17 protein-coding genes and 1 tRNA gene are annotated in these 17,785 nt (G+C 67.7%); 9 read left to right on the top strand and 9 right to left on the bottom strand.

The features are described 5' to 3' along the window. Positions 1–10: 10 nt before the first annotated feature. The 3 genes from BJY14_RS22190 to BJY14_RS22180 are packed head-to-tail and all read right to left on the bottom strand — an operon-like array spanning position 11 to position 1,123. Positions 11–472: a RidA family protein gene (locus BJY14_RS22190; RefSeq protein ID WP_179838204.1), complete on the bottom strand. Its 462-nt coding sequence runs from the start codon at positions 470–472 to the stop codon at positions 11–13. A gap of 55 nt (positions 473–527) precedes the next feature. After that, positions 528–683, bottom strand: coding sequence for a Sp36 family protein (gene sp36 / locus BJY14_RS22185; RefSeq protein WP_089310660.1), 156 nt, complete (start codon positions 681–683; stop codon positions 528–530). A 5-nt stretch (positions 684–688) separates the two neighbouring features. Further along, a complete protein-coding gene (locus tag BJY14_RS22180; protein WP_179845384.1) occupies positions 689–1,123 on the bottom strand; it encodes a winged helix-turn-helix transcriptional regulator in 435 nt (144 codons plus the stop codon). Between the two features lie 132 nt (positions 1,124–1,255). Here BJY14_RS22180 and BJY14_RS22175 point away from each other — a divergent pair, with 132 nt between their 5' ends. Continuing rightward, the gene (locus BJY14_RS22175) at positions 1,256–2,203 is read left to right on the top strand and encodes an NADP-dependent oxidoreductase (protein ID WP_179845383.1); all 948 of its coding nucleotides are present in this window, start codon (positions 1,256–1,258) and stop codon (positions 2,201–2,203) included. On the opposite strand, the gene BJY14_RS22170 is transcribed toward BJY14_RS22175, so the two are convergent. Beyond that, positions 2,193–2,711: a MarR family winged helix-turn-helix transcriptional regulator gene (locus BJY14_RS22170; protein ID WP_179845382.1), complete on the bottom strand. Its 519-nt coding sequence runs from the start codon at positions 2,709–2,711 to the stop codon at positions 2,193–2,195. The two genes, BJY14_RS22175 and BJY14_RS22170, sit on opposite strands and share 11 nt — an antisense overlap. Positions 2,712–2,793: 82 nt before the next feature. Here BJY14_RS22170 and BJY14_RS22165 point away from each other — a divergent pair, with 82 nt between their 5' ends. Continuing rightward, positions 2,794–4,032 carry an MFS transporter gene (locus BJY14_RS22165; protein WP_179845381.1) on the top strand — a complete coding sequence of 413 codons (1,239 nt, stop codon included), beginning with the start codon at positions 2,794–2,796 and terminating at the stop codon, positions 4,030–4,032. Between the two features lie 9 nt (positions 4,033–4,041). Here the strand turns inward: BJY14_RS22165 and BJY14_RS22160 are convergent, their stop codons facing one another. Then, the gene (locus tag BJY14_RS22160) at positions 4,042–5,079 is read right to left on the bottom strand and encodes a slipin family protein (RefSeq protein ID WP_179845380.1); all 1,038 of its coding nucleotides are present in this window, start codon (positions 5,077–5,079) and stop codon (positions 4,042–4,044) included. A 237-nt stretch (positions 5,080–5,316) separates the two neighbouring features. Between BJY14_RS22160 and bagA the strand changes: the two genes are divergently transcribed. Together bagA and bagB are read left to right on the top strand one after the other, a co-directional pair. Further along, complete coding sequence (gene bagA / locus BJY14_RS22155; RefSeq protein ID WP_258941956.1) at positions 5,317–6,312, top strand: ATPase BagA; 996 nt, start codon at positions 5,317–5,319, stop codon at positions 6,310–6,312. Positions 6,313–6,400: 88 nt separating this feature from the next. After that, positions 6,401–7,558, top strand: a complete 1,158-nt coding sequence (gene bagB, locus BJY14_RS22150; RefSeq protein ID WP_179845379.1) for an ATPase BagB — start codon at positions 6,401–6,403, stop codon at positions 7,556–7,558. 168 nt (positions 7,559–7,726) lie between these two features. Here the strand turns inward: bagB and BJY14_RS22145 are convergent, their stop codons facing one another. After that, positions 7,727–8,038, bottom strand: coding sequence for a WhiB family transcriptional regulator (locus BJY14_RS22145; protein ID WP_141579858.1), 312 nt, complete (start codon positions 8,036–8,038; stop codon positions 7,727–7,729). A 326-nt stretch (positions 8,039–8,364) separates the two neighbouring features. On the opposite strand from BJY14_RS22145, the gene BJY14_RS22140 reads away from it, so the two are divergent. Then, a complete protein-coding gene (locus BJY14_RS22140; RefSeq protein WP_179845378.1) occupies positions 8,365–10,662 on the top strand; it encodes a penicillin-binding protein in 2,298 nt (765 codons plus the stop codon). Positions 10,663–10,695: 33 nt separating this feature from the next. Here BJY14_RS22140 and BJY14_RS22135 read toward each other — a convergent pair whose 3' ends face one another. Further along, positions 10,696–11,148 carry a GatB/YqeY domain-containing protein gene (locus tag BJY14_RS22135; RefSeq protein ID WP_179845377.1) on the bottom strand — a complete coding sequence of 151 codons (453 nt, stop codon included), beginning with the start codon at positions 11,146–11,148 and terminating at the stop codon, positions 10,696–10,698. 94 nt (positions 11,149–11,242) lie between these two features. Between BJY14_RS22135 and BJY14_RS22130 the strand changes: the two genes are divergently transcribed. The 4 genes from BJY14_RS22130 to BJY14_RS22115 all read left to right on the top strand — a co-directional run bounded on the left by BJY14_RS22130 (position 11,243) and on the right by BJY14_RS22115 (position 14,863). Further along, positions 11,243–12,142 carry a metallophosphoesterase gene (locus BJY14_RS22130; protein ID WP_179845376.1) on the top strand — a complete coding sequence of 300 codons (900 nt, stop codon included), beginning with the start codon at positions 11,243–11,245 and terminating at the stop codon, positions 12,140–12,142. Between the two features lie 30 nt (positions 12,143–12,172). Further along, positions 12,173–12,766, top strand: a complete 594-nt coding sequence (locus BJY14_RS47780; protein ID WP_179849544.1) for a class I SAM-dependent methyltransferase — start codon at positions 12,173–12,175, stop codon at positions 12,764–12,766. 38 nt (positions 12,767–12,804) lie between these two features. Then, positions 12,805–12,878, top strand: a tRNA-Pro gene (locus BJY14_RS22120). 1,742 nt (positions 12,879–14,620) lie between these two features. Further along, the gene (locus BJY14_RS22115; protein ID WP_179845375.1) at positions 14,621–14,863 is read left to right on the top strand and encodes a hypothetical protein; all 243 of its coding nucleotides are present in this window, start codon (positions 14,621–14,623) and stop codon (positions 14,861–14,863) included. A gap of 319 nt (positions 14,864–15,182) precedes the next feature. On the opposite strand, the gene BJY14_RS22110 is transcribed toward BJY14_RS22115, so the two are convergent. Both BJY14_RS22110 and BJY14_RS22105 read right to left on the bottom strand, forming a co-directional pair. Beyond that, a complete protein-coding gene (locus tag BJY14_RS22110; RefSeq protein WP_179845374.1) occupies positions 15,183–15,686 on the bottom strand; it encodes a DNA phosphorothioation-associated protein 4 in 504 nt (167 codons plus the stop codon). After that, complete coding sequence (locus tag BJY14_RS22105; RefSeq protein ID WP_179845373.1) at positions 15,679–17,772, bottom strand: AAA family ATPase; 2,094 nt, start codon at positions 17,770–17,772, stop codon at positions 15,679–15,681. Before BJY14_RS22105 ends, BJY14_RS22110 begins: the two co-directional genes overlap by 8 nt. Positions 17,773–17,785 lie beyond the last annotated feature (13 nt).

Genomic DNA, 17,785 nt, shown 5'->3' with positions numbered 1-17,785 from the left:
GCCCGGCGCCTCACGCCACCTCGGCGATCAGCTCCACCTCGACCGGGACGTCCCGGGGCAGGACGGCGACGCCGACGGCGCTGCGCGCGTGCCTTCCCGCGTCCCCGAACACCTCGGCCAGCAGGTCGCTCGCCCCGTTGATCACCTGGGGCTGGCCGTGGAAGTCCGGAGCGCTGGCGACGAAACCGACGACCTTCACGATCCGCACGATCCGCGACAGCTCGCCGACCTCCGCCTTCAGCGCCGCGATCGCGTTCAGCGCGCAGATCCGCGCCTGCCGGGCCGCCTCCTCGGCGCTGACCTCCGCGCCCACCTTCCCGGTGGCGCCCAGCTCTCCCTTGACCAGGGGGATCTGGCCGGCGGTGTAGACGAGCGACCCCGTCCGCGCCGTCGGCACGTAGGACGCGACCGGCGGGACGACCTCCGGCAGCTCGATGCCGAGCTCGCGGATCCGCTCTTCAGGCGTGCTCAAAGCCCATTCCTCCTCGTTGAGGTCCGTTACGACGGGGCTGTTCCGGCGGTCGCCGCTACTCGACTTCGCGCTTGAAGTAGGCGACGAGGTTCTCGGGGTTCGGCCCCGGCAGGACGGTGACGAGCTCCCACCCGTCCTGGCCCCAGTTGTCGAGGATCTGCTTGGTCGCGTGCACCAGCAGCGGAACGGTCGCGTACTCCCACTTCTTCATGGCCCTCACCCTAGCGATCGGCAGTCCGCCCCGACCTCCTGACCGGCCCCCTCGCCGTACCGCTCGCGCGCCGCGTGGATCTCCTCGATGTGGCGGCCCGCCCATTCCTGGATGGAGGTGAGCAGCGGCACGATCCGTTCGCCCAGCAGCGTCAGGGTGTACTCGACCTGGACGGGGACGGACGGTGTCACGCTTCGCGCCACGAAACCGTCCCGCTCCAGGGAGCGAAGCGTCTGCGTGAGCATCTTCGCGCTGACGCCTGGGAGCGCCCTGCCGATCTCGGCGTACCTGCGTGTGCCGTGCGCCAGGTCCGAGAGGAGCAGCATGCTCCACTTGTTGCCGATGATCCCCATCAGCTGATGGGTGGGGCATCCGTCCATATAGGCGTCGAACGCCGCCTTGTCCTGCTCGCGACGCTCCGCCGCCGTCATCGTGGCCATGCCGCGGGATCACCTCCGGGTACCGAACGCACCTCGAAGTAACTTCTTCCGGCCCGCGGCTGTTCCGGCGAAAGTGTCCGGTGCGGGGGTCGTCCCGCACCTGAACCCACTTCTTCCAGGGAGTTCTCTGCCATGCGCGCGATCATCGTGAGGACACCCGGCGGGCCCGACGCGCTGGAGCTCACCGATGTCCCGGTGCCCGTCCCAGGGCCCGGCCAGGTGCGGATCCGGGTGGCGGCCGCGGCGGTCAACCCGGTCGACGCCGCGACCCGTTCTGGGGCGCTGGCCGATGCGGGGCTGATGCCGCCGTTCGGCTCGCGGCCCGCGGTCGGCATCGGCTGGGACGTCGCCGGCACCGTCGACGCGGTCGGGGAGGGCGTGACCCGCATCGCCGCCGGCGACGAGGTCATCGGCCTGAAGGACCGGCTCGACGTGCCGCTGGGCGCCTACGCGGACGCGATCGTCCTGGACGCGGACGCCGTCGCGCCCGCGCCGCGGTCCGTCCCGGCGACCGGGGCGGCGACGATCCCGCTGAACGGGCTGACCGCCTTGCAGGCCCTCGACCTCCTCGATCTGCCCTCGGGAGCCACGTTGCTCGTCACGGGAGCGGCGGGCGCCGTCGGCGGCTACGCCGTGGAACTGGCCGCCCACCGCGGCCTGCGCGTCGTCGCGACGGCCTCCGCGTCCGACGAGGCCCTGGTGCGCGGATTCGGCGCGGAGATGTTCGTTCCGCGCGGCGCGCACCTGGGAGACGCCGTCAGGGCGATCGTCCCTGGTGGTGTGGACGGTGCCCTCGACGCCGCCCTCCTCTCGGTCGCGGCCCTCGACGCCGTCCGCAGCGGCGGGGCGTTCGCGGCGGTGAACGGCGGCCCGGCCACCCCACTTCCGCTGCGCAGGATCGCCGTCCACAACGTGTGGATACGCGCGGACGCCGCCCAGCTGGCCATGCTCACCGCGCTCACGGACGAAGGCCACCTCACCCCCCGCGTCGCCGACACCCACCCCCTGGCCGAGGCGACCAAAGCCCACAAGCGCCTAGAAACAGGCGGCCTACGCGGCCGCCTGACCCTCACCCCGTAGGGCCCTCTGGCGGACTAGGGGGCTGCTCGGCGCGGAGCATGATGCGGCGGAGCAGGTCGGAGAGGGTGCGGCGCTCGGCGGGGTCGAGGGCGCCGAGCAGGCGGGCCTCCTCGACGCCGAGGCCGTCCATCGCGTCGCGCCAGGCGGAGCGACCGGCGGGGGTGAGCTCGACGACGACGCGGCGGCGGTCGGTGGCCGAGGGGGACCGGCGGACGAAGCCGCGGCGCTCCAGCGCGTCCAGCCGCCCGGTGATCGAGTTCGGCGGCATGGCGAGGTCGGCGGCGAGCCGGGAGGGGGCGGCGGTGCCGTGCCGGCCGGCGAGCGCGTGCAGCGTGTCGAACTCGTGCCGCTGCAGGCCGGAGGCGGCGAGGAGCTCCTCCTTCATCCGCCGGATGTGCTTGACGAAGAAGATCATCCGGGTCACGGCGCCCTCGGTGTCGGGGTCGAGGTCGGGCACGATCGGCGCCCACCGCTCCACATGCTCGTCGACCCGGTCCCTCGCGCCCATGCCGGAATCGTAGCCCTCCCGGTGATTCATCGGCGAATAATTCGTTAGCGATTAGTTCGCTACCGAACTACATTGTCCGACCATGACCCACCCCCTGCGCGGCCGGGACTTCCGGCTGCTGGCCGCCGCCCGCGTCCTGTCCCTGACCGGCGACGCCGCCGTCCCCGCCGCGCTGGCGCTCGCCGTCCTGCGGGCGACGGGTTCCACGTCGGCGCTCGCCCTCGTGCTCGGCTGCGCCATGGTGCCGCGCCTGCTCCTGCTGCCCCTCGGAGGCGTGCTCGCCGACCGCCTCGACGCGCGCGGAGTCGCCCTCACGACCGACCTCGCCGCCGCGGCCGCGCAGCTGTTCGCGGCGCTGGAGCTGCTGGGCGGCGAGCCGCGGCTGGGGCACCTCGCCGCCGCCCAGGTGATCGGCGGCGCGGCCTCGGCCTTCCAGGCGCCGACCATCTCGCCCCTGATCGCCGGGACCGTCGAGCCGTCCGGGCTCCAGAAGGCCAACTCCCTGATGGGCCTCGCCAACGGCGCCACCCGCCTCGCCGGGCCCGCCCTCGCCGGCACCTTCGTGCTGACCGCCGGCCCCGGCTGGACGTTCCTGCTGGACTCGGCGTCGTTCGCCGCGAGCGCGGCGCTCCTCGCCCTGGTACGCGTCCGGCACGTCCCGATCCCGAGGCGCTCACTGCGGGCCGACCTGGCGGAAGGCTGGTCGGAGGTCCGTTCGCGCGACTGGTACTGGACGAGCCTCATCGCGCACGGCGTCTGGAACGGCGCCTCCGCCGTCCTGCTCACCCTCGGCCCCGCCCTCGCGGTCGAGCGGCTCGGCGGCGAGGGCGTCTGGATCGCGACCGTCCAGGTGGGCGCGGCCGGGCTCGTCGCGGGGGCGCTGCTGGCCGCCCGCGTCCGGCCGCGCCGTCCCGTCCTCGTCGCGAACGCGGGCCTGGCCGCGCTGGCGCTGCCCCTCGCCCTGTTCGCGGTCGCCGCGCCCGCGCCGCTGCTCGTCGCGGCGTACGGGCTGGCGCTCACCGGCCTCGGCATCCTCAACCCCACCTGGGAGACCGTCGTGCAGCTGACCATCCCGCCGCAGGCGCTGGCCCGGGTGACGTCCTACGACTGGCTGCTGTCGCTGGCCGCGGCGCCCCTCGGCTACGCGCTCGCGCCGTGGGCCGCCTCGGTATGGGGCCCCTCCGTCCCGCTGTGGACGGCGGCCGTCCTCGTCGGTGCCGCCTGCCTGGGCACGGCGGCGGTGCCGGGCGTCCGGCGCCTGACCATGCCCGAAGCCGCGCCGGACGCCGCGACCGCCTCACCTCAGCCGCAGGCCGGGTGAGGCCCCGGGTCAGCGGGGCGGCTGCTCCTCCGGGGTCTCCTGCGCGCCGCCACCGATGCCGCGCCGCTGCTCCTCCCGCGGAGCGGACACCTCGGACCCGCGGCGCTTGGGTTCGTCCAGCCCGATGACCGGCGGGACCTCCTCGGCCGACTCCAGCGACGACGACTGCTCGGCCGCCTTGGCCAGCTCCTCCTCCGCCTTGGCGAGCCGCTCGCCGAGGTCGGGCTTGCTCTCGCCGCCGTCCTCGGACCGTCCGGCCGCACCGCCCGCGGCGCGCTCGAAGAAGCGCAGGATCTCCACCGGCAGCGGCATGACCAGCGTGCTGTTCTTCTCGGCCGAGACCTCCACGACCGTCTGCAGCAGGCGCAGCTGGAGGGCCGCCGGGTCCTGCGACATGATCTCCGCGGCGGCGGCGAGGCGCTTGGACGCCTGGAACTCGCCGTCCGCGGTGATGATGCGGGCGCGGCGCTCCCGCTCCGCCTCCGCCTGCCGGGCCATCGACCGCTTCATGCCCTCCGGCAGCGAGACGTCCTTGATCTCGACACGCTCGATCAGGATGCCCCACGGCCCCTCGGTGATCTCGTCGATGATCGCCCGCAGCCGCATGTTGATCTTCTCGCGCTCGCCGAGCAGCTCCTGCATGTCGGCCTGCCCGATCACCGACCGCAGCGACGTCTGCGCCACCTGCGAGACCGCGTACCCGTAGTTGTGCACGTTCACGATCGCCTTCACCGGGTCGATCACCCGGAAGTAGACGACGGCGTCGACACGGACGCTCACGTTGTCCTGGGTGATCCCGTCCTGGCCGGGCACCCCCATCGTGATCGTCTGCCGGCTGACCTTCTGCATGCGCTCGGCGATCGGGACGATCACCGTCAGGCCCGGCGCTCGCACCGCGCCGGGCCGCAGCTGCCCGTTCCGCTGTACCTGCCCGAACCGGAACACGATCCCGTGCTCGAACTGCTGCACGACCCGGATCGACGACGACAGGACGATCAGGCCGACGACCACGATGACGAGCAGGATGATCAGGGCCACCGCTTCCATCACGGCACCTCTTTCGCATGAGGGCCCGGGCCCCGGGAGGCGCCCCCGGAGCTCCGGCGGGCGTCCGGACCGCTCAGGGCCCGGACGGAACCGTCCATAGCACGGCTCACGTTTTCAAGCTAACCGCGCGGGCAGGCCGAATGACAGCGTCCGGGCGGGGGAACCGTGTCAGGGATCACTTGCATGAGGGCGACCGCCCCCTCAAGTGTTTGACGAGTGAACGATATGGTCGATCGGGTGAGCGCGAGAGACACCGACTGGGACGGCGTACGCCTCCATGTGGTCACCGGCAAGGGCGGCACGGGCAAGACGACCGTCGCCGCCGCCCTCGCCCTTGCCCTGGCCGCCGGCGGCCGCAAGGTCCTGCTCGTCGAGGTCGAGGGACGCCAGGGCATCGCCCAGCTCTTCGACTGCCCGCCGCTGCCCTACGAGGAGCGCCGCGTCGCCGTCGCCCCGGACGGCGGGGACGTCCACGCGCTCGCCATCGACACCGAAGAGGCGCTCATCGAGTACCTCGAGATGTTCTACAACCTCAAGCGCGCCGGAAAGGCGATGACCAAGCTCGGCATCGTCGACTTCGTCACCACCATCGCCCCCGGCCTGCGCGACGTCATCCTCACCGGCAAGACGTCCGAGTCGGTGCGCCGCAAGAAGAAGGACGGCTCGTTCATCTACGACGCCGTCGTGATGGACGCCCCGCCCACCGGCCGCATCACGAAGTTCCTGAACGTCAACGACGAGGTCTCCGGCCTCGCCAAGGTCGGCCCCGTCCGCAACCACGCCGACACCGTGATGAAGGTCGTCCGCAGCCCCGAGACCGCCGTGCACTTCGTCACGCTCCTGGAGGAGATGCCCGTCCAGGAGACGATGGACGGCATCCGCGACCTCACCGCTGCCGGGCTCCCCGTCGGCGGCGTGATCGTCAACATGGAGCACCAGCCCGTCCTCTCCGAGGACGACCTCGCCGTGGCCGCCGCCGGGTCCCTGGACACCGACGAGATCGTCCGCGGCGTGAAGGCCGCCGGCCTGGAGCACGACGCCGAGTCGATCGCCGCCGTCCTCGCCGAGGAGGCCGCCGACCACGCCCGCCGCACCGCCCTCCAGCGCCGCGAGAAGGAGCGCCTGGACTCCGTCGACCGGCCCCGCTACACCCTCCCCCTGCTCTCCGACGGCATGGACCTGGCGGGCCTCTACGACCTGGCCGCCGCCCTCCGCGACCAGGGCGCGGCATGACCGCGCCCGCCCCCACCCCCCACCGCGGCGTCTCCTGGGTGAGGCTGACCCCCCGTGCGGGCGAGGACCGACCGGCAGAGGTGAACCGATGAGCCAGACCAGCAAGACCCCACCGGTGCTCGACGTCGACGGGCTGCTCGACGACCCCCGCACGAAGATCATCGTGTGCTGCGGGTCGGGCGGCGTCGGCAAGACCACCACGGCCGCCGCGCTCGGCGTCCGCGCCGCCGAGCGGGGACGCGACGTCGTCGTCCTCACCGTCGACCCGGCGCGCCGCCTCGCGCAGTCGATGGGCCTGTCGGAGCTCGACAACAACCCGCGCCGGATCGAGATCGACGGCGACGGCGAGCTGCACGCCATGATGCTCGACATGAAGCGGACCTTCGACGAGATCGTCGAGGCGCACGCCGACCCCGACCGGGCCAAGCAGATCCTCGCCAACCCCTTCTACCAGTCGCTGTCGTCCAGCCTGTCGGGGACGCAGGAGTACATGGCGATGGAGAAGCTCGGGCAGCTGCACCGCTCCGGCGCCTGGGACCTGATCATCGTCGACACCCCGCCGTCCCGGAACGCGCTGGACTTCCTCGACGCCCCCGAGCGGATGGGCCGCTTCCTCGACGGCCGCTTCATGAAGCTCCTCGCCGCCCCGGCCAAGACCGGCGGCCGCTTCGGCGTCAAGGTGATCAGCGCCGGGTTCGGCGTGTTCACCGGCGTCATCAACAAGGTCCTCGGCGTCCAGCTGCTGCGCGACGTGCAGACGTTCGTCGCCGCCTTCGACACGATGTTCGGCGGGTTCCGGGAGCGCGCCGAGAAGACGTTCAAGCTCCTGCAGACCCCGGGCACCGCGTTCCTCGTCGTCGCCGCGCCCGAGCCCGACGCCCTGCGCGAGGCGTCCTACTTCGTCGAGCGCCTCGCCGAGGAGCGGATGCCGCTCGCCGGACTCGTGGTCAACCGCGTCCACGAGTCGGCCGCGGACACGCTGTCGGCGGCCCGCAGCCAGGCCGCCGCCGAGACGCTGGAGGAGCGCGGCGAGCACACGCTGACCGCGGCCCTGCTGCGCCTGCACACCGACCGCCTGCAACTGGCCGCCCGCGAGGAGCGCCTCCGCGACCACTTCGCGTCGACGCACCCGACCGTGCCGGTCACGGCCGTCCCGGCGCAGGCGGAGGACGTCCACGACCTCGACGGCCTGCGCCAGGTGGGCGAGGACCTGGCCGCGCCCGCCGCGTCCCCCACCGCCGCCTGACGCCCGGCCGGGCGTCCGGCCGTTCCGCACTCTGATCAGCGAGAACAGACATTTATGGCGTGGCGATAGGCCCGTACCCAAAAGGTGGTACGGGCCTACCGGCCACGCTTTATTTGGACCGTGCCGGTCCTTGGACCGCTGCCGGACGGGCCCCGGGGGCCCGTCGAACTAGCTGGCGACGAGTTCTTCCTCGTCGACCTCCGCCGACCGCTCGTACTCTTCCTTCGCGGTCTCCAGAAGGTCGCGCCACGAGCGCACATCCGGCCGCCGCCGCAGCAGGGCTCGGCGCTCCCGCTCGGTCATCCCGCCCCACACACCGAACTCGATCCGGTTGTCGAGAGCGTCGGCGAGACACTCCGTGCGCACCGGGCAGCCGCGGCAGATGAGCTTGGCTCGGTTCTGCGCCGCACCCTGCACGAACAGAGCGTCCGGATCCGCGTTACGGCAGGCGGCGCGGGCGGTCCAATCCGTGATCCACATCTTGGCCCCACTCCCCTAGGGTCTGTGTCGATTTGCGCTCCTTGGCCGGACGGGCGCGGACGTCAGGCCGCCAAACGAAAGCCGTGGGGAAGAACTTACGGAAGCGAGGGACGTTTCAACAGCCCCCGTTGGGCCCATTCTCGATATAGCCCACCGGGGCCATACCGCCGGAACGGACTAGTTACCTGTAGTTGACGCGCCAGACACCGCGCAGGTTGTCACGATGAGGGCATAACGGACGAAGATCCTGATCAGCCGGTCCGGAAAGCACGAACCCTGGGGGACCTGTCCCTAATGCACTGCTCGTCCCGCGTACCCTAGACCCCGTGCGCGTTGCGAAGAACGATCGGGCCCAGGCCGCGTCCACGCTGTTCAGGTTGCTAGGTGCCGGGGTGGTGGCGGGCCTCATCGTCGCGCTCATCGCGTTGCCCGCCGTAGGCAGCGCCGGGCTCACCGCCCGCGACGCCGCCAACAACTTCGAGGACATGGACAGCCAGCTCAAGACGACACCGCCGTCCGAGAAGACGGTGATGTACGACGGCAACGGCAAGCAGGTCGCCACGTTCTTCGACAAGTACCGCGAGTCCGTCCGGCTCGACCAGGTCGCCCCCATCATGCGGCAGGCGATGATCGACATCGAGGACTCGCGCTTCTACGAGCACGGCGCGCTCGACCTCAAGGGCACCATCCGCGCGATGGCGTCCAACGTCGAGTCCGAGCAGACGCAGGGCGGCTCGACCCTCACCCAGCAGTACGTCAAGAACCTCCTGGTCGACAGCGCCAAGTCCGAGGAGGAGTACCGCGAGGTCACCGCGCCCACGGTCGGGCGCAAGCTGCGCGAGCTCCGCTACGCGCTCGACGTCGAGCAGCGCCTCACCAAGGACCAGATCCTTGAGGGCTACATGAACGTCGCCTACTTCAGCGCCGGCGCCTACGGCGTCCAGGCCGCGTCCAAGCGGTACTTCAGCATCCCCGCGTCCAAACTGGAGCTCGGCCAGGCCGCCCTCCTCGCCGGCATCACCCAGAACCCCACCGCCTTCGACCCCATCCGCAACCCCAAGGACGCCCGCAAGCGCCGCGACGTCGTCCTCTACCGGATGGCGCAGCTCCGCCACATCACCAAGGCGCAGGCCGACGCGGAGGCCGCCAAGCCGATCCAGCTGAACCGCACCGACCCGGTCGGCGGCTGCGAGACCAGCAAGGCGCCGTACTTCTGCGAGTACGTGAAGTACGACATGCTCAACATCCTGTCGGACGGCAAGTACTGGCAGCTCAAGCCGAAGCAGCAGCAGACCGTCGTCAACAAGCTGAACCGCGGCGGCTACACCATCCGCACCACCCTCGACATGGACGACCAGCGCGCCGTCGACAGGGCCCTGCGCGGAACCGTCGCCCCCGGCGGCAACCGCGTCGGCGCCGAGGCGATGGTCGAGCCCGGCACCGGCAAGGTCCGGGCCATCGGACTGAGCAAGCGGTACGGCGCCGGCAAGGGCCGCACGACCATCAACCTCCCGGCCGACTCCGCGCACGGCGGCGGAAGCGGCGTCTCGGCGGGCTCCACCTTCAAGGTCTTCACCCTCGCCGCCGCCATCGACCAGGGCATCCCGGTCAGCACGACCATCAACTCGCCGCAGACCACCACGGTCAGCGGGTTCCAGCCGTGCCGCTACACCGGGACGTTCGACGGCAAGAAGGTGAAGAACGCCATGGTCGGCGGCGGCCCCTGGACGCTGTCGAACGCGGGTGACAGCGAGAAGGGCAACTTCAACCTGAAGACCGGCACCTGGCACTCGGTCAACACCTTCTACGCCGTCCTGGAGAAGCGCGTCGGCGTCTGCAACGCCGTCAAGATGGCCGAGAAGTTCGGGATGAAGCAGGCCACCGGCGACCCCCTGATGCCGATCGCCTCGCAGGTCCTCGGCGTCAACGACATCGACATGGTGCACCTCGCCGCCGCCTACGCCGGCTTCGCCGCCCGCGGCAAGTACTGCGCCCCCCTCTCGGTCACCGAGGTCGTCGACCCCGAGGGCAAGAAGCTCAAGCTCCCCAAGCAGGACTGCCACCAGGCCCTCGACCAGGACGTCGCCGACAAGGTGAACTCGATCCTGCAGGGCGTCCTCACCAAGGGCACCGCGGCCGGACGCAGCATCGGACGTCCCGCCGCCGGCAAGACCGGAACCTGTGAAGAGTTCACCTGCGCCGTGTTCGCCGGGTTCACCCCGAACCTCGCCGCCGCCACCGCCTACTGGGACTTCCGCGGCCCCTGGCAGTACAAGGTCTACGGCGTCTACGGCGCGGACATCCCCGGCGGCATGTGGCAGCAGTCCATGCGCAGCGCCCTGGCGGGCAAGCCCGCGCCCGGCTTCCAGACCCCGACCCGCGACTTCGGCGACACCACGAACGTCCCGCAGGTGAAGGGCCTCACGGTCGCCGCCGCCACCGCCAAGCTCAAGGGCGCCGACCTGAAGGTCCAGGTCGCGTCCGGCTCCGTCGACTCCGACCAGCCGAAGGGCACGGTCGTGTCGGCCTCACCCGACGCGGGCACCTCCGTCCCGCCCGGCACGACGATCATCCTCTACGTGAGCGGCGGCAAGAAGCACGGCGGGCCGCCCCCCGGCGACTGACGCGAAAGGGCCCGGCACGCGCCGGGCCCTTTCTCATTCCGCGAGCTGCCGCTTCACCTCCGCCGCGACGCGCCCGCCCTCCGCGCGCCCGGCCACCTTCGGATTCACCGACTTCATGACCTGCCCCATCGCGCGGGGCCCCGACGCGCCCGTCTCGGCGATCGCGTCCGCCACCAGCGCCGTCAGCTCCTCGTCGGACAGCTGCGCGGGCAGGTACCCCTCCAGCACCTCGCCCTCGTCCCGCTCCGCCTTCGCCTGCTCCTCGCGCCCCGCGTCACCGAACGCCGTCGCGGCCTCCCGCCGCTTCTTCGCCTCCCGCGTGAGCACCTTCACGACGTCGTCGTCGGAAAGCGTCCGCGACTGCTTGCCGGCGACCTCCTCGTTCTTCACCGCCGTGAGCGCCATGCGCAGCGTGCGCGTCCGCAACTCGTCGCGCGCCTTCATCGCGGACGACAGATCGGTCTCCAGCTTCTCCTTCAGGGTCATGCCCAACATCATGCCCGTCCGCGACCTTCCGCCTCATCAGGATTACCGAGCGGCGCCCATGTCTGAAAGCATGGAACCCTGAGAAGGGAGAGCCGTGCGAAAGATCCACGCCGTGCCGCTGGGAGTGCTGGGCGCTGGCGCCGCGACCTTCGGGTACGCCTCGTTGATCGAGCGGAACTGGTTCCGCCTCCGCCGCTTCGACGTACCCGTGCTGCCGCCCGGCCGCCCCCCGGTGAAGATCCTGCACATCTCCGACGCGCACCTCACGCCCGGCCGGTCACGCCTGATCCACTGGGTGCGCTCGCTCGACGCCCTGGAACCGGACCTCGTCGTCAACACCGGCGACTCCCTCTCCCACCGCGACGCGATCGGCCCCTTCCTCGACGCCCTCGGCCCCCTCCTCGACCGCCCCGGCGTCTTCGTCTACGGCTCCAACGACCTGTACTCCCCGGTCCTGAAGAACCCGCTCCGCTACATCTGGCGCACGAGCAAGTCCGACTACGGCCGCCGCCGCCGCGAGCCCGATCTCCCCTACCGCGAGCTCGGCTCGTCCCTCCAGGCCGCCGGCTGGCTCGACCTCAACAACCGCATCGGCCGCCTCAAGGTCGGCGAACTGGACGTCGAGTTCGGCGGCATCGACGACTCCCACATCAACCGAGACCGCTACGACAAGATCGCCGGCCCCGTCGACCCGCAGGCCGACGTCCACCTCGGCATCATGCACTCCCCGGAACCCCGCAACCTCGACCGCTTCACCGCCGACGGCTACGACCTCCTCCTCGCCGGCCACACCCACGGCGGCCAGGTCTGCGTCCCCTTCTACGGCGCCCTCGCCACCAACTGCGGCCTCGACCGCCCCCGCGTGAAGGGCCTCCACAAGCACCGCGGCTCCTGGCTCCACGTCTCCGCGGGCCTGGGCACGTCCCCGAAGGCCCCCATGCGCTTCTGCTGCCCGCCCGAGGCCTCCCTGCTCACCCTTGTCCCCCGACAGTGAGCTGGAAGACCGCCCCCGCTCCTAGCCACCCTGTACGACTTCGCCGTCCAGAACCGCGCCCTCTCCCGCCTGGGAGCCCGCGTCCTCTGGCACTACGACATCACCCACCTGCACGAACTCATCGCCGCCCAGGACCCCGCGGCCCTAACCCTGGACATCCCCTGCGGCGGCGGCCTGGCCATACGTGACAACCCCCGCCACGTAGCAGCCGACCTCTCCCGAACCATGCTCAAGAGGGCCCGCCGCAAGACGACAACCCTCGTCCAGGCGGATATCTACAACCTCCCCTTCCCCACCGACACCTTCGACGCCTGCCTCACCTACAACGGCCTGCACTGCCTGGAAGACCCACCGTCAGCCCTCCACGAACTGACCCGAGTCCTACGCCCAGGCGGCACCCTCCAAGGCACAACCCTCGTCAGGGCCGCCGGCCGAGACCCCTTGATCAACCTGTTCCGCCGCCAGGGCGCCTTCGGCAACCCAGGCACCAGAACCGACCTCCGAACCTGGCTGGAGACGGCCCCCCTGACGAACATCACCCTCACCGCCTCCGGCGCAGTGACCGCCTTCACAGCCCGAAAATCAGGGACGCACCACTCCCCAGCATCCGCTAAAGTGGTCTAGGCGCCGGGAGGCACGTACGACTCCCGGGCAGCCACCACCGGGGTGTAGCGCAGCTTGGCAGCGCGCTTCGTTCGGGACGAAGAGGTCGTGGGTTCAAATCCCGCCACCCCGACACAAAGGTGCAGGTCAGAGGCCGGTTCTCCCCATAGGAGACCGGCCTCAAGATCTTTTGTCCGTCATTCGTCCGCGAACTCCACCACCACCCACGGACACCGTCCGTCCCCCACCAGGACCGACAGACAGTCGCCTCGTCCCTACATCGTTCAAAATCCGAGCCTCCGCCGCACACGCGAAACGCTGAAAGCGAGCTGCCCAACACCGGCTCGGCAGATGTAACAGCCTCAGCAAGGGTCCGTCCAGAGCCTCCAACAGAAGGCCAGCGTTTGCTGAAGTGGATGCACCGGTGAAGTCCCCTGCCAGTGGGCTGTGCGCGCCGTCGTCTGCCCGACGGTGGTCGATTTCTTGAGGCGGCGGCACTCCGATTGGCTGGTCACCGGGGACCTCGATCCGGGCCCTGTTGGCCGAGCTGCGCCGAAGCGCGGTGGCGCCCAGCTGACCGAAGACAACAAGCTAGCCCTGAACCTACGCTGTACCACGAGGTCTGTCGCCCAACAGGCCAAGGAGATCCTCATTGGCCTGCCCGAAACTCAGGCGGCGACTCCTGAACGCAGGAGCCGACAGCCCCTCACTGACTGGGACGATCCACTGTCGGTTTTAGTCAACGCCGTCTCAGATTCCTACCGATGTGGGGCCTGTCCCAGAGCGTGTTGAACTGGGCAGGAAGTCATCGCGGAGGACCAGGCCGACGAAGTCCACAAAGTTGTCCGTGGCGACCTCTACTCTTAGAGAACGCGAGTGCCTGGTGCGTTGAGTCAATGATCGGTCGATCTCCCGCGGGGGTCGATCGAGGCGGGCCATGGTCGACCCCCGACCATCGTCAAGGTCCGTTGAAGGAGTCGGTCGGATGTCGGAAACGTCACCCGAGGGCTCCGGCGGTGACAACGGCGCGCCAGAACACGAGCGCCGCGTCCCGATGTGGCGTCGTCCTAGGCGGCATCGCTGGCAATGGCGTGGCTGGAGTCCCAGCCCCACCGCCCTCCAGGTGGCCGGGGTGGCCCTCCAGTTCCTCACGATTCTGGTGATGATCGTCTTGGCGATCTGGGTCTAACGGCCCGCCCGTCGGAAGGATCCCCCCGGGGCCGCTTACCTCGAGGGGTCCCACCGCTGGACGCGCTGGAGGGGGCCGGTCTGTACTTGACTGCGGGCCGGTCTCCTCCGGGAACGGGTGCTAGCCGCACCCACATTCCCATGCTAAGTCAGGGTACAGACAGAACGCCCGGCGGTCTCTACATCGCGATGAGGGAGATCCTGCCTGTCACCGCGCGCGAGGTCGAACGAGCCGGTTTACGCTGCGGCCTGTTCCGTTCCAGCGTTGCCGACTATCACCGCCGCGTTCATAAAGAGACTTGCGGAGACTGGCTCGCGAGGGCCGAACCACCTCCATCCTGTCCGGTCGACCGAGCAGCAGTCCGATCTATCGGTACAAGTCACGACCGGGCCGACCTAGTGGAGCGGAGTGTCAGCGGCAAAGTACGGCACGGAGAAGGCCTTACGCCGGGAGTCTTCATGCAGGGCGACGCACTGCGACGCTTAAACGCCCCGCTGAAGTAGTCCTGCGCCGAGTGGATCGTGTGCGGGTGCAGATGGTCGAGCCCGCTACAAGCAGCTTGGCGACGTGACTGAAAGTCTCGCCCGCCTGCGCCTCGGCCCCTGGTGGTCCTTATCGGCCAGCATGAGCAGCCCCGTGGCCGCCAGTGCCCGGATGACGCCCCGGATCCGGACTGTGGTCAGGTCGTGGACGAGCCGCCCAGCAGTCCCGACACCCACCGCAGCGTCCCGTCCGGTGCGGAGCTGCCCTGGAGGATCACAAAGGCGTTCGCGCTGGGAATCCATATCGCTTCTACGATTCCGGTCCGCCAACAGCAAGATAACCTCGGTGACGTAACGCTGACCGGTCACCGCAACAATCCCGAACACGGCCGCCAGGATCGCGAAGGTGCTCTTGCGGGCCAGGTGCACCAGCGCTACGACGTTTGACCTTGAGGCTCAGCACCCGCACCCGCGGGCCGATCCGTCTTGATGATCGCGCACCAACCCTCGTTTCGAACGTCAGGATCGGACGCGGCAGATCGAGGCCGGCACAGGAAACAGCACGTGAAGCTCGTGTGCGGACAAGGCTGGGATTGATTGGCAGCCTCATCTAGCAGGATCACCATTCATTCACAGCCCGCACTTGTCGATCACAACCAGCCTGTGGGCTGCACATTCAAGTTGGAGCGGACTGCCCGTACGCATTTGAGTCAGCTGCTGTCAGCGTGACAGCTAATCACCGGGGGAACCGCGTTGACCGAAATCACTAAAGGAGTTCTTTCGCCAAACGGGAAACCTCATCCGGAAGGTACGAATCGAGGTCATCCTCTGAGCCCTCATCGAGCCCAGTTCTGACCAGCTCTGCAAGTAGAGTTATGAGATCACGATGAGGCTGGCTGGCAATCAAATTCTCAATAAAGATAAGCCCGCCGTTGGCATACTCTTCAAAGATCCGTATACGTTCGCCGAAACGATCTGGAGACAGAATATTGGCATCACTCGTCTCCGCCACGGCGATCATGTTAATCAGGTCCTCTGTACCGGTCCGATTCGTCATTGTACTCCAACGGATTCTGTCTCTTATGCTTTTCTCGAATGATTCACTTCGACCCTGAGACCATCCCACAGCTGCAGCAAAGACCAGCACATCCCTCATTGATGGAAAGGGTCGGTCGTGCTCAGTCAGACGTTCTATTAGCTCAAGCCGCTCAGCTGGTGCTCGGACATCGCGGACGCCAGCTTTAACCGCATAGCCAGATTCATCACTCATCGTCGTCACCCCTCACAGCAACAAGCTTGGAAAGTTCGGATTCACCCGGCCGCACGTCCACGAAAGAGAAAGACCGTCCTCCGAGATCAATTCTTTCTGGCTTCGCAGACTGCTTAGGAGTCTGTGTTTGAATAATATACTCGTGCCCAACCCTCGGACGCAGCTCATTCTCGACGACCCCGAGCCCTTGAGCCTTGCTAACGAATATGACGACTTGAGGGGCGAGGCGCGGAAGTACTGAAGCGATTTCCTTTCGGTAGGTATCCTCCAGAGTTCCAAAAACGGCATCACTAACGAATGGAAAGATCCCTCCAGAGGGAAGGTTGAGCATCTGTGTGGGCGATTTTGGTTTGGTTACAGCCCGCTCACGGGCCATTGCGGCAAGCGCCCCAACAAAGGCGAGAACGAGAATCTGACCTTGTCCGGTGCTCCGGGCGACGGGAATACGTCGGCCGTCAACAGTCTTCTGTAGGACAAGTTTAAAATGTTCCGTAAGTGTCGTTGTGTAATCTTGATAGATGATACCCTCGAAGGTATCTCTGATCCTAGCGTCGAGTTCCCTACGTACTTCCTCTACCCGCAGGGTTCTCAAATCCACCAGAAGTTCTAGCACCGCCTCGACCACATCAACGCGCCGCTTCGCGACAGCCGCCTTCTTGTTATCTGCAGCCGCTTTTTCGAGAGCCTTCTTGCGGGCCGCAATGGTCTCCTCAGAAGCAGAGATCTCCTTGCGGTGAACTCCAATCTGCTCGTCCCACTGCTTCTTCTCGTGCACCAACTTACGCCGCTTACTTTCCAGCTCAGCGATGTCCTCCTCGCCAACGCTCTCCAGTTTGGCGGAGACAGCGGACAGCTCCTCGTCCGCCTGATCCCTTGCCACGCGCGCGCGTATGATCAATTCGTCAAGACTATCGAGCCGTCCAGCTAGCCGTTCAATGTCTCCTGGCATTGCCTTCACTCGCGCGCAGAGATCCAACCAGCTTTCATCGACTCCAGGTAGCCCTGCACGATCCTTCCATTGAAGTACCGACTCCCTGCAGGGTCCGTCTGTGGATAGATCAGTACCACATATACACTTGCCGGCATCTAGAAGGTCATCGATAAACTGCGACTTGATCCTTCGAGGAACCTCTCCCTTAACCCGTAGATCCTCATAAACACCAAGCGTTCGTGAAACAAGAGGCCGAATGAAGGCCATAAAACCCAGGTCAGCAATCTCGGACGCTAGGTGGTCCCTCGCGCGCTCGATATCAGAAACGGCCTTCTTCCGAGCCACTTCGGCGGAATCGCGTCGCCTTTGAAGCTCCTTGGTCGCGTCCAGTTCGCGAAGGCGGCCGTCGATGGCCTCGATACGTTCGTCGCGCGCTTCCTGCTCCTTTTCAATACCTTCAATCGCTTTGAGGGCCGATTCGATCGTAGCTTCCGCTTGGAAAATGTCGCTGTTGAGGGCTTGCACATCGGCTCCACCTATAGCCGAATGCTCTTCACGAAGAGTGCGTTCCACCTCAGGAAGATGGCGAATCGCGCGCTCAATGATCTCGATTCCGAGAAGTGTCTTTATCGCAGATTCAATGTCCTCGTAAGCGTTATCGCTATGAAGGTGCTCGAAGCGCTCTCCATTTAGGAAAAAGAAGTGATGGAGTTTCTTAGGAAGTAGGCTATTGACAAAGTCGTCAGGAGCTTTGATCTCTCGGCTTCTCCCCGAACTGTCGATAACGTTCAGGTGGACAGACGTGGCAGGAGAGGTCTGCTTGCTTTCGAGCGTTGATTTTTGTGCAGTGACGCCGCGTACTAGTGTGTATTCAGCATCTTCGTGCTCGAACACGAGTCGAACTTCCGCAGCTACGGTCTCCCCAACTCGGGCTTCGGCCCATGTCTGTTCGTTAATGAGCCGGTCGTGGAACAGGAAATCGCGACTGAGCTCACCATAAAGGACCCAAGTCAGCGAGTTGAGCAAAGTTGTCTTACCAGATCCGTTGGCGCCGAAAACCAGCGTCACATTATGGGTCTCGTCGCTCGCAAACTCAAGCTCAGTCGTTCCTTGGAACTGCCGAAAATTCTTGAGTTCTAGCTTCCGTAGCTTCATGTTACTAGCCTCT

The sequence above is a fragment of the Actinomadura luteofluorescens genome, assembly GCF_013409365.1.
In the GTDB taxonomy this organism is placed as follows: Bacteria; Actinomycetota; Actinomycetes; order Streptosporangiales; family Streptosporangiaceae; genus Spirillospora; species Spirillospora luteofluorescens.
The sequence above is the reverse complement of the archived record's forward strand: the minus strand, read 5'-3'. Positions and strand labels throughout refer to the sequence as shown.